Genomic DNA, 12243 nt, shown 5'->3' on the forward strand with positions numbered 1-12243 from the left:
ACAATGAAAAGATTTAAAAATAAACTCCTTACAGCTGTTGTTGCTGCAGCGCTATTAGGGTCTTGTTCTAAAGATTATTTAGAAACCAAGCCTACAGATGCCGTACTTCCTGAAGCGGTTTTTGCAACAGCTACAGATGCCATCAAAGTGGTTGATGGTATGTATAGAATGTTTTATGCTCAGATTCAAGGTAGCCAGGCCTTAGGTGGTATTGGTGGCCACATGATTTATATGGAAGTTCTGGCTGATGATGTAGTTATGACCGGTCAGTCAAACGGTTGGTTTATCTCTGATTACAGATGGGTAAATCACAGGGTACCTACCAACTCATCTGTTAAATACCATTATCTATATCCGTATACCTTTATTATTAATGCGAACTATTTGTTAGAAAATATTGACGCTGCAGAAGGTACTACAACTGATAAAGACTATGTAACAGCACAAGCGAAAGCTTTAAGAGCGTTCTCTTATTTTAACCTCGTACAGGTTTTTGGTAAGAGATATGATCCGCTGAATGTTCCAAACGAACAATTAGGCGTTCCCCTTAAAACATCCAGTAATGAAAAAGAAATTCTTCCAAGAGCCAGTGTTGAAGATGTATATGGGTTAATCGTGAAAGATCTTGAAGACGCTATCGGCCTTTTCACTACTACGCGTAAAGACAAGTCACACATGAACGTTAGAGTTGCTCAAGGTCTTTTGGCCAGAGTTTACTTAACAATGGGTAAATGGCAGGAAGCTGCTGATTTAGCAAATGCTGCCCGTCAAGGTTTCACTTTAATGAGTGAAGATCAATATATGAGTGGTTTTAATGACTATTCAAATCAGGAATGGATGTGGGGTACTCACCAGATTGCTGAGCACAATACCTACTTCTATAACTTCTTTGCTTATATGTCAGCAAACTTTAACTCTACTAACATCCGTACAAACCCGAAAGCTATCAGTGAGAGACTGTATAATATGATGTCTCCTACAGATTTCAGAAGAAACTTATGGGATCCTACAGGAACCAACACTGCGTTTCCTATCCCGGCGAGTACTGCTGAAAGAAAGCCTTATATGAACAGAAAGTTCTTAGTGCCTGATGTGAATATGTCTAATGCAGATTATCCTTTAATGAGAGCTGCTGAAATGTATCTGATCGAAGCCGAAGCTTTAGCTCATTTAGGTTCAAGAGATGCTGATGCTGCACAGGTTTTATTTGAATTAGTTTCTATGAGAGATCCGGGTTATACCCTTTCTACTAACACAGGAACTGATTTACTGGAGGAAATTCTTGTTCAACGCAGAATTGAACTTTGGGGTGAAGGTTTCCGTTTCAAAGATTTGAAGCGCCTGAATCTTCCTCTTGACAGAAACAACTCTAACCATAATGCCAGCCTTGCTGCGAATATCTTTGATGTTCCTGCCGGTGACATCAGATGGGAGTTCCTTATTCCTCAGGCAGAAATTAATTATACTGCCGAAATTGTTGTTCAAAACCCTCTTTAGTAGTTTATTCTGATTACTATATAAAAATGTCCTCCCGACCGGAGGACATTTTTTTATGCATTAATACCGCGATCATTTCTTGTTGCGTAAGTAAGAAACGAGTATTTCTTCAGAAGCGGATGCCGGGATTGCGATTTTCCACTCTCTGTTGAATACTTCTCTTTTCTTTTCATGAATTACACCGTTGATTTTAGTATCAGGTTCGCTGATTCTGCAGGAACTGTTTTACTATAGGCGGCTATACTATTCAATACAGATAGTTTTTCAATACAAATCACTGTAGTATTCTCTCTTGTAACAATACTATAAAGTATGAGTCTGCAATCTTTATCAACTTATCTGTGCAAGCGGGGCCGTTTTGTATAGATAAGTTGATATTGCCTGCTTGAATCAGGTGTTAAGTAGTGCCAAAGTAAAATATATCTGTAGCTACTATAACAATGATAACAGGTATACTGCATAAAAAACACTCTCTGTTATCAGAGAGTGTTTTTAAATATATTGTCAGAGATAAATTATCCTTTACGTTGGTTCTGGCGACGTTCCTGGTATTTGATACCAGTTCCTCTTCCATTTCCTTCAGGTGAACCTACTCTGTCCATTGCACAGCGGAAACCTACAGTAGCACTAGCCTGATCTTCTTCTAAGAATCTTCTGGTGCCGGGAGATAACCAATAAGCTCTGTCATTCCAGCTACCACCTTTAATTACTCTTGATTTATCGCTGATTAAAGTGGTTAAACCATATCCGTATCCAACGCCAGCTACTAATGAGTCACCATCGAGATAGTTGATTACGTTAGCTTTTTGATAGTTTCTTCTGTTTTTGCTTTCTTCATCAGTTGCGTATACTTTCACTACTCTGCCTAAGCTGTCTTTTTCAAATTCACCGTCCTGATTTTTAACGTAGTTTTCAAAGTAGTTACCACGAACCGGAGATACATCATCACCGTCAATGGCAGTCATCGGACGATAAACGTCAAATACCCACTCACTTACGTTACCTGACATATTGTATAAACCGAAAGCATTTGGATAGTATGAATCAACCGGAGCAGTATATACAGCGCGGTCGTTTAAACCACCCGCAACACCCATGTTATCACCGTTACCGCGTTTGAAGTTTGCTAAGAAGTTTCCTTTGTTAGCACCTTTTCTAGGATCACGTAAACCATTGGCATTTACACTCCAGCTATACACTTGTTTATTTGTAATCAACTCGTCACCTCTTCCCCCTTCTTTGCGTGAAGGATTAGGATTCTGACCAATTAAACCAAGGGCAGCATATTCCCATTCAGCTTCTGTTGCTAAGCGGTAATTCGGTAATAAGATACCATCTTCAAAAGTTACATTTGTTCTTGGTGAACCGTTTGGATTCTTAAGAGGATTTTTCTTAGAACGTGCCGCATCACCGGCAGTTGGAGTAGTTAATCCTAATAAGTATGATTTTGTATTGAACGATTCAGATGCCTGACCTGAAATGTTTCTTAAAGAGTTTTTATTGATATATCCTAAGTCGATCAATGCTTTCTCGTTTACACGATCTGATCTCCATAAGCAGAAATCATAAGCCTGACGCCAGGTAACACCTACCACAGGATACATATTATAAGAAGGGTGGCGGAAATAATATTCAACCATCGGTTCGTTATAAGCTAATTCGCTACGCCATACCAATGTATCAGGCAGAGCGTTCTGACGAACTTCCAGATATTCATCGCCATCAAATACATTATTGATCCAGTACAAATATTCACGATAGTGAACGTTTGCTACTTCTGAACGGTCAATATAAAATGAGTTTACAGTTTTACGTGTGGGTACATTGTTCCAGTCGCCCATAACATCCTCTTCAGTAGCACCCATGGTAAAGGTACCACCCTGAACAAATACCAAACCCGGGCCGGTATGTTGTTCCGCTGCGGTAGCTACCTGGAAACCACCCATTTCACGGTCGTTATAATTCCATCCTGTTACAGATGATGTCTCCGGTTTTTTCTTGAATAAACTTCCGTTTTTACAAGAAGTAACAACTGCTGTACAGGAAAGCAGGATTAAAAGGTTTTTCAAATTCATTTTGTAAGCTTTTGCCTTTGGTTCAATTTCTCTAAACGTAGTATTAATGCAAATATTGTACTTGTTTTACTATGTTTACATAATACCTTGCGAATATAATTATTTTTAACGTTGAATGCTCTGTCATCAATGTATATATTGCGTTAAAATTGCGCTATTTTTTGAATAGGTTATGACTGTCAAAAAGCTTCTTTTCCTTTTCCTTTTTTTGATTGGTATTTTGAATAATGCTGATTCTCAGACTATTGTACAACCTGTTCTGGATTCTCAGACCGTTTTTCGTGTTGGGGTTTCTAAAAACGGTGTTTTTCAGCTTACCGGTCGCCAGCTTGAAGCCATGGGATGGAACCTTCCGGTGCCCAGCCAGCAAATTCAGGCTTTTGGTACTGGCAGCGATTTTCCAAAGTTCACTACTACTTCATTCACCATTCCGCCGTTGCAGGAAATAGCACTTCAGGTGCTTGACGGAGGCGATGGTATGATTGATTTTAATGATCAGATACGCTGGTATGCAAATGCTTACGAAGGATATCAGATAAGTGCATCCGGTCCTTTGTTTTTTAAGAATAATTATGATACTCTTCAGTATTATTATTTTCAAAAAACTAATCGATCGCTGAATATCAATTCTTTAAATCATTCTCCCGCTCCGGCTACAGAACTTCCGTTCGTATACACCGCTCATAAACATGAAAAAGACAGTTTTAACCTGTTGAGTTCAGGGCGGGACTGGTGGGGCGACTTTTATCCATCTCTCAATCAGCAACCGTCTGAAAAGCTTTTCTTGTTACAGGGAAGCTTACAGCCGGATGCTCCTATATATTTACGATGCCGCACAGCGTCGAGATCATTTGGCGCAGAAAATATTTTTACATTCCGTTATCAGCAGCAAACTCATCAATTTGCAGCGGCTGCTGTTTCCGGTTCACCATATGAATTGTTTGCACAGATTAATGAAGAAGTGTTTTCTTTTACAGGAGCAGAAAGTACCAATCAATTGCAATTATCGATTCTGTCAACCGGTATTAATGCACAGGCATGGATAGATTATATAGAGTGGGAAACGCCCGTAAAGAATTCTTCTTTACAAAGTAATCAGTTGTTTTATATTAATAAGCAAAACCAACAACAAACGATAAAACTGAATTTTCCCCAATGGAAAAATCAATGGAAGCTCTGGAACGTTACAAGTTTACAGGAACCTGTAGAATATATCGTTGCCGATGCTTCTGCTTATGTTGCAACTACACGTACTGAGCTGTTTTATGTTTTTGATGCCAGCCTTGTATCCACCCCCGACATTGTAGAGAAAGTAAAGTATAAAAACCTTTTTGAGCCGTTGAATAGCAATTATATTATTATAACTACCAAAGAACTCAGAGAAGAAACGGAGCGTATCGCAGCTTTTCATAATGAACGAAATACCGTTACTGCTATTGTGGATATCGATGATATATATTGTCAATTCGGTAATCATGTAAGTGCTGTAAGAAATTTTATCGGTTATCAGTATCAGTTATCTCCGGAAAGATTGAAGTATATTTTACTGGTTGGTAGCGGCAGCTTTGATCCTGTTGATAAAATGAAGTATGGTAAAAACAGTATTCCCGCTTTTCAAACAAAAAACAGTGTAGATCCCCTGGCTACTTATACTGCAGACGATTACTTTGTAAGCTTGCGGCCGGGGGCAGATTTTGATCAGGGGAATAATTTAGGCCTGCAACTTTCAATAGGGCGTTTGCCTGTAAAAAATGCAGCTGCTTTAAATGCTTACATAAATAAATTTTTAGAATATTACAGTGAAAATAGCCGGGGAGCCTGGAAGCAAAAAATGGTATTTGTGGCTGATGACGGAGATCAATTTCTGCACTTTGATGATGCTGAAGCAATCGTAAATAAATTGCCCCAGAATATACCTTACTGGTTGCATAAAATTTATTTTGATGCATACAACAGTGTTCAGCAGAATGGTATTAAAACTTATCCTGCTGCCGTAAATGAAAATATAAATTTATTGAACAAAGGTGTGTTGTTGTGGAATTACAGCGGGCACGGAGGATACTCGAAACTTGCGGATGAAAATCTGTTGGATGCAGCTATCATACAACAGTTAAAAAACAGGTATCGTTTACCTTTAATGATTACGGCTACCTGTAACTTTGCTCCTTATGATCAGGTACAGTACTCATCTATCGGTGAGCAATTGTTATTACAACCTCAAACGGGTGCAATAGCTGTTTTGAGTACCACCAGAATTGTGTATGCCAATAGTAACCGAAGAATGAATGAAGCATTTATTGAAGCCTTGTTCGACCAGTCGGTACCATTAACTGAGCGTACCGTAGGGCGTTCACTGATGCGGGCTAAAAATAAATTGTATGCAGAAGGCGATATTAATAACAACGCAAAGTTTACTTTACTGGGTGACCCTGCATTGCAGCTGCTGATGAGTGAAACCGGCAATTTTACTGATAGTATTGTTTTTAATAATCAGTCGGTCGACACATTGAAAGCAACGAACGAATATACTTTGAAGGCCGGCAGCAGCCTCAATAACGGTACTGCAAATTTGTTGATCTTAAACAAGCCTGTTCTACAGAAAACAATTGGCAGCAACGGCAGAACTTTTCAACAACAATCAGGTATTATTTATCAGGGATCGGCAGTGTTGAAAGACGGTAAATTCAGTGCTTCGTTTGTAATACCAGCTGATGCGCAGTACGAATATTCCCGTTCTAAAATTCTATATTACTTATATAACGCAAATGAACAATTGGCCGGTATTGATCAAACGAAATGGATCGGAGGTAAAGGAAATGGTGCTGCGGATAATGCTGGCCCGGACATAAAGTTATATCTGAATGATGAAAAATTTGTGAGTGGGGGTATTACGAATAATCAACCGATGCTGATTGCTAAAATAAAAGATAGTACAGGAATTAATTTGCTGGGTACCGGTTTAGGGCATGATATTCAGTTGACGATTAATAATGATCCTCAGTATGTTTATACCCTGAATAAGTTTTTTGAGCCGGAAAGAGAAGGAAATAAGGCAGGAGTGGTACGGTTTCAACTACCGCAATTGCCTGCAGGTATGCACCGTTTAAAGATACGGGCATGGGATGTATATAATCAATGGAGTGAAAAAGAATTGGATTTTCAGGTGGTGGAGAACGGTGAATTTGTGATCAGAAATGTTTTAAACTATCCCAATCCGTTCACTACCAATACCAATTTTTGGTTTGAGCATAATCGCCCGGGTGAAGAACTACAGGTAACCGTTCAAATTTATACGGTAACCGGTAAGTTGGTGAAAACAATCAGGGAAACAATAATCACCGAGGGCACACGTTCTAATGAAATGCCGTGGAATGCCAAAGACCAATTTGGAAATACTTTGGGTAGGGGAGTGTATATTTATAAGATAACTGTAAAAACCCGCGAGAAACAAGAAGCTATGAAGTTTGAGAAATTATTTATACTTTAGCAAATCTTTTAAATTGTTGTTTTTTTATATATAAGGCCTATCGAATCAACTCTACTTTGACAATCAACATACCTCTTATAATGCAGTACGTTTTGGTACTGAAAAAATTATTATCTTGGAGGTAGACCTTAAAACAGCAAAATTTATTATGAAAAAAATTGCCTTAACGATTTCTTGTGCATTGACGCTCGCAGGAGGAGGTTTATATGCTCAAGATAATGTACAACCGCTTAATATTGTTACGACATCTGTTCCGTTTCTTAGAATTTCACCGGATGCAAGAGCCGGTGCAATGGGAGATTTGGGCGTAGCTACCAATCCTGATGCTAACAGTGCTTTCTATAATCTGGCAAAAACACCCTTTGCAAAAACACCCTCTGCTATTGCAGCTACATATACACCCTGGTTAAAAGACCTGGGTTTGAATGACGTTTATTTACTGGCAGCAACCGGTTATTATAAATTAGATGAATTGCAGGCCCTCTCGGGAAGTATACGTTATTTCAGTTTAGGTAATATTACCTTCACTGATTTCAATGGTAATATCTTACAGGATACAAGACCACGTGAAATGGGAATCGATGTTGGTTATTCACGTAAGTTGTCAGAGCGTTTAGGTTTGGGTATTGCGCTCAGATATATTCACTCAAACCTGGTAGGAAACTATGCAGGTGGTCAGTATAAGGCTGGTAACGCAGTTGCCGGTGATATCTCTGTATTTTATACTGCGCAAAATGAAGCAGGTCAGGGATGGAATTTAGGTGCTGCTTTAAGCAATCTCGGTACCAAAATCGGTTATACTTCAGATGATTCGCAGAAAGATTATATTCCCGCTAACCTGAGTATAGGTACATCATATACACATGCTTTCGACGATCAGAATAAAATTATGGTAGGTTTAGATCTTCATAAATTGCTGGTACCAACTCCTCCGATTGCAACAGGAGACCCTGCCGTTGATCAGGCTGCTATCAATGATTATCGCAATAAAAGTGTATTGGGTAGCTGGTTTAGTTCGTTCGGAGATGCTCCTGGCGGATTTAGTGAAGAGTTGAAAGAATTTACTGCCTCAGTAGGTGCTGAATATTCATACGACGACTTATTTTTTGCCCGTGCAGGTTATTTTTATGAAGACAGAAATAAAGGAAATAGAAAGTTCTTCTCTGTAGGGGTTGGATTAAAATATAATTTCGTAGGATTAAATTTCTCCTACCTTGTTCCTTCTGGTAGCGGAATTAGCAGAAACCCATTATCAAATACCCTGAGATTAGGAGTTGTATTTGATTTGGGAATGCAAGAATAATGCATAGCATATCTATTGTTTTAATATATTTGAAGAGGCCGGCCCCTGTTCTGTGGGGACCGCCTCTTTTTTATTTTATTTAATCTGAGATGTCATGTCATTAAGAATTGGTTTTGGGATTGATTTTCATCAATTGGTAGAAGGTCGAAAACTGTGGATAGGTGGTATTGAAATTCCACATCATAAAGGTTCATTAGGGCATAGCGATGCTGATGTATTATTGCACGCAATTTGCGATGCAATGCTGGGGGCACTGGCGTTAGGAGATATAGGCGTACATTTTCCTCCGAACGACGATCGTTTTAAGGATATTGATTCTAAAATCTTATTGAAAGAGAGTTTTGAAATGATTCGTCAGAAAGGATACCGGATAGTGAATGTAGACAGTTCTTTATGCCTGGAAGCCCCAAAAATAAAAAAGTATGCACCCGAAATGCAGGCAGTAATTGCGGAGATATTAATGCTCGAAATAACGGATGTTTCTATCAAAGCGACTACCACTGAAAAAATGGGGTTCGTAGGCAGGGAGGAAGGATTGGTGGCTTATGCTACTGTTCTGTTAGAAAAAAATTAACGTTTTTCAGGCGGCGATTACCCAGGCTATAATAGTAAATTTGCAATATGATAAATAAAGTTGTTGTTAAAGTTGTAAATAAATCAAACAATGAACTTCCTGCTTATGGTACAGAATTAGCAGCAGGAGTAGATGTGAGAGCGAATATTGAGGATACGATCACTGTTCACCCATTAGAAAGAGTTTTAGTGCCAACCGGTTTATTTGTTGAAATACCGGCCGGATATGAAATACAGGTTCGCCCCCGCAGCGGAATGGCAATCAATCATGGTATTACCGTATTAAACTCACCGGGTACAATTGATGCTGACTACAGAGGGGAGATTAAAGTTATTTTAGTCAATCTGTCGAACAATGCCCATACTATTCAACACGGCGATCGTGTGGCGCAAATGGTATTGAACAAAGTGGAAAATATTGAGTGGGAGGCCGTAACGGAACTCTCTGCAACCGTTCGTCAGGACGGAGGTTTCGGGCATACCGGAAAAAAATAAAAGAATGAAAAAAAAGCTCATTTATAATATCGGTATTTGCTTTTTGCTGTTGCTTACAATGGCCAGTTGTAGCAGTTCGCGTAAAGTAAAAAAAGTTACTCAACCTGACCAGCAAATTGATTATACCGGTCAAACAGCATCTGGCGATACACTCAAGTATATCACCGAATTTAGAGAACAGGTTGCTCTGAATGAAGCTTCCTTCCGAACTTTCAGTGCTAAAGCAAAAGTGTTGTTTACCGACAAAGAAGATAAAACTACCGAAGTAAATGCAATCATCCGGATAAAGAAAGACAGCGTTATCTGGGTGAGTATAAACGCACTACTCGGTATTGAAGCTGCACGGGTATTAATCACCCCCGATTCAGTAAAACTGATTAATAAGCTCGACAAAAAAATAGTGGAGCACTCAGTTACATATCTGCAGGAACTGGTAAACCTTCCGCTTGATTTTCATTCGTTGCAGGATCTTTTATTGGGAAATGCCTTGTACTTCGATGAGGGTGTAGTAGCTTATCAGAAAGAAGATGACTTAATAACCGTACTGTCGGTGAATGAAAAAATTAAAAGTACCCTGCAGTTTGATTCGAAACGGGCATTGTTTTTAAGTGCAGTTCTGTCTGAAATGGATCCGGCTAAAGACAGGGTTTCTACTATATTGAATGATGAATATGAAAAGAAGAGTAAAAGATGGTTTTCATTATTCAGGAATATAAAAGTAGAAGGTTCTACAAAAGCAAATATCCAGATCACTTTCAGGCAATATGAGTTTGATGGTGCAGTAAGTTTTCCTTTTAACTATCCGAAAGATTATTCTAAATAAACCAGTCGAAATATCGTCATGATACAGAAACTATTGCTGTTGTTAATGTTGGGAGTGTTGGGTTATAACGTTTCAGTTGCACAATCAAGTGACGAACTGAAGCGTCAGCAAGCTGCTATTCAGGATGAGATCAACCAGTTGAAAAAACAGATTACGGAAGCACAGAAAAATACAAAGGCAGGTTTAGGACAGTTGAATCTGATTAAAAATCAGATTGCCCTGAGAGAAAAATCTATCCGGAATATTTCAGCACAAATCGACAATATTCAGAAAGACATTTCCAGTTCTAATGGAGAAATTGTACAGCTGGAAAAAGATGTTGCACAGCTTAAGCAGGAATATGCTAAAAGTGTGGTATATGCTTATAAGAACAGAAACAATTATGACTTTTTAAATTTTATATTTTCTGCTCCATCTGTAAATGATGCCTTAAAGAGAATAGAATATTTAAAATCTTATAGAAAACACCGTGAATTGCAGTCAGAAGCTTTACAGGAAAAGCAATCTTTATTAAAAGATAAAATTGCTTCTTTAGAAAAGGTAAAGCTGGAGAAAGATGAAATTCTAAAGAAACAGGAAACAGAAAAAAACTCGTTATTGGGTGAGCGAAAAGAAAAGGACGCAATTGTTGCCAGTTTAAGAGGGCGGGAGAAGGAGCTAAATACTGAATTGAAGAAAAAGCAGGATGCAGATAAGAGGTTGAAGTCTGCCATCAATGCAGCTATTAACCGTGAGGTTAAGTTAGCTCAGGAAGAGGCCCGCAAAAAAGAAGAACTGGCTAAAAAGAACAATGCTGCAAACAATAACAAACCTAATAATACAACGACTACCACTACGAAACCTGCTACCACTAATACTTCTGCCAGTGTTTTTGAGAGTACGCCGGAAGCATTGGCGCTGTCGGGTAATTTTGAAGGTAATAAAGGTAAAATGCGTTGGCCTTTAGATCAGGCTACTGTGAAAGTTCCATTTGGTATTTATAATGTAGAGGGTACGAAATTGCAGGGAAATAATCCGGGTTTAACATTTGAAACTGTTAAAAATGGCGCTGTAAAGGCCATTTTTGAAGGTGTCGTTTCCAGCGTGTTCGAGATTGAGGGCCAATGGGCCATTATGATCAAACATGGTAAGTATTTTACTGTATATAGTGGATTATCAACCAGTTCAGTGGCTGTAGGGGATAAGGTTACAGGAGGTAAAGTACTCGGTACAGCAGGTACCAATGCAGATGGAAATGGCGAAATTGAGTTTTTGATCTACGAAGAAAGAAAAAATGTTAATCCGGGTCTTTGGTTAAACAAACGATAATTTGGCGGTATTTCGCATTTTTTGTAATTTTCGTTGAAAGGTATTAGTAGCAAACTCCTGACGGACGATATAATATTTGCCCGAGTCGTACGTTATACAAAAAAAGCGTTTCAATGAAATTGAAATTATTAAGCTGGTTTGTTGTGTTGTTAGGCGCAGTGTCCACCGCATCGGCTCAAAAACAGCCTACCCTATTATCCGCAACGTTTCATATTAAAAAAACTGAACATATTGAAAAGCGTGCTTTTCAGCCTGAAGCCATTACTGCCAGTAAAGGGGTCTTAGAAGCTCCTTTAACAAATGCCGTATTGGTCAGTAACTTCGGTTATTATGATATTCCCGGTACAAAATTAAAGGGAAACAATCCCGGAATTACACTTGCTGTTCCTGTTTGGGGAGAAGCTAAGTCTGTATTTGACGGCGTTGTAAAATCCGTTTATAAAATGGATGGTAATTACGTAGTGATTGTTAAGCACAATGATATTCTCAGTGTATATGCCCATCTCACTAAAGTAGTAGTAAAAGAAGGTGAGCAGGTGTATACGGGTGATACCATTGGAGGAATCGAAACTTCTCTTACCCACAATGGTACCATGGAGTTTATGATGCTTGAAAACAGTAAAAATGTAGATCCGCTGGCATGGTTAAAAACCAATGCGGTTCCTCTTCAGAATCAATAAGA

Annotated in this window: 9 protein-coding genes; 8 read left to right on the forward strand and 1 reads right to left on the reverse strand. The window is 38.8% G+C overall.

Annotated features, from left to right (window positions below):
* Positions 1 to 3 precede the first annotated feature (3 nt).
* Positions 4 to 1497 (forward strand): RagB/SusD family nutrient uptake outer membrane protein, encoded by a 1494-nt coding sequence (locus D9O48_RS10970; protein WP_126973022.1) that lies wholly within the window; start codon positions 4 to 6, stop codon positions 1495 to 1497.
* A gap of 515 nt (positions 1498 to 2012) precedes the next feature.
* Here the strand turns inward: D9O48_RS10970 and D9O48_RS10975 are convergent.
* Positions 2013 to 3572 (reverse strand): SUMF1/EgtB/PvdO family nonheme iron enzyme, encoded by a 1560-nt coding sequence (locus D9O48_RS10975; protein ID WP_126973023.1) that lies wholly within the window; start codon positions 3570 to 3572, stop codon positions 2013 to 2015.
* Positions 3573 to 3744: 172 nt separating this feature from the next.
* Between D9O48_RS10975 and porU the strand changes: the two genes are divergently transcribed.
* The 7 genes from porU (at position 3745) to D9O48_RS11010 (ending at position 12241) form a co-directional block, all read left to right on the forward strand.
* A complete protein-coding gene (gene porU / locus D9O48_RS10980; RefSeq protein ID WP_126973024.1) occupies positions 3745 to 7059 on the forward strand; it encodes a type IX secretion system sortase PorU in 3315 nt (1104 codons plus the stop codon).
* Between the two features lie 148 nt (positions 7060 to 7207).
* Positions 7208 to 8362 carry a type IX secretion system outer membrane channel protein PorV gene (gene porV / locus D9O48_RS10985; protein WP_126973025.1) on the forward strand — a complete coding sequence of 385 codons (1155 nt, stop codon included), beginning with the start codon at positions 7208 to 7210 and terminating at the stop codon, positions 8360 to 8362.
* Positions 8363 to 8456: 94 nt separating this feature from the next.
* Entirely contained in the window at positions 8457 to 8936 is a 480-nt protein-coding gene (gene ispF / locus D9O48_RS10990; RefSeq protein ID WP_126973026.1) for a 2-C-methyl-D-erythritol 2,4-cyclodiphosphate synthase, read from the forward strand.
* 47 nt (positions 8937 to 8983) lie between these two features.
* Complete coding sequence (gene dut / locus D9O48_RS10995) at positions 8984 to 9430, forward strand: dUTP diphosphatase (protein WP_126973027.1); 447 nt, start codon at positions 8984 to 8986, stop codon at positions 9428 to 9430.
* 4 nt (positions 9431 to 9434) lie between these two features.
* On the forward strand, positions 9435 to 10253 hold the full coding sequence (locus D9O48_RS11000; RefSeq protein WP_126973028.1) for a DUF4292 domain-containing protein: 819 nt from the start codon (positions 9435 to 9437) through the stop codon (positions 10251 to 10253).
* Positions 10254 to 10271: 18 nt separating this feature from the next.
* Complete coding sequence (locus D9O48_RS11005) at positions 10272 to 11561, forward strand: murein hydrolase activator EnvC family protein (protein WP_126973029.1); 1290 nt, start codon at positions 10272 to 10274, stop codon at positions 11559 to 11561.
* Positions 11562 to 11674: 113 nt separating this feature from the next.
* Positions 11675 to 12241 carry a murein hydrolase activator EnvC family protein gene (locus D9O48_RS11010; RefSeq protein WP_126973030.1) on the forward strand — a complete coding sequence of 189 codons (567 nt, stop codon included), beginning with the start codon at positions 11675 to 11677 and terminating at the stop codon, positions 12239 to 12241.
* Positions 12242 to 12243 lie beyond the last annotated feature (2 nt).

The organism is Gynurincola endophyticus, assembly GCF_003991195.1.
GTDB lineage: Bacteria > Bacteroidota > Bacteroidia > Chitinophagales > Chitinophagaceae > Gynurincola > Gynurincola endophyticus.

Coding starts and splice junctions, on each gene's coding strand:
- D9O48_RS10975 (WP_126973023.1), bottom strand. CDS start 3,572: ATGAATTTGAAAAACCTTTTAATCCTGCTTTCCTGTACAGCAGTTGTT.
- D9O48_RS11010 (WP_126973030.1), top strand. CDS start 11,675: ATGAAATTGAAATTATTAAGCTGGTTTGTTGTGTTGTTAGGCGCAGTG.
- porU (WP_126973024.1), top strand. CDS start 3,745: ATGACTGTCAAAAAGCTTCTTTTCCTTTTCCTTTTTTTGATTGGTATT.
- dut (WP_126973027.1), top strand. CDS start 8,984: ATGATAAATAAAGTTGTTGTTAAAGTTGTAAATAAATCAAACAATGAA.
- D9O48_RS11005 (WP_126973029.1), top strand. CDS start 10,272: ATGATACAGAAACTATTGCTGTTGTTAATGTTGGGAGTGTTGGGTTAT.
- D9O48_RS11000 (WP_126973028.1), top strand. CDS start 9,435: ATGAAAAAAAAGCTCATTTATAATATCGGTATTTGCTTTTTGCTGTTG.
- D9O48_RS10970 (WP_126973022.1), top strand. CDS start 4: ATGAAAAGATTTAAAAATAAACTCCTTACAGCTGTTGTTGCTGCAGCG.
- porV (WP_126973025.1), top strand. CDS start 7,208: ATGAAAAAAATTGCCTTAACGATTTCTTGTGCATTGACGCTCGCAGGA.
- ispF (WP_126973026.1), top strand. CDS start 8,457: ATGTCATTAAGAATTGGTTTTGGGATTGATTTTCATCAATTGGTAGAA.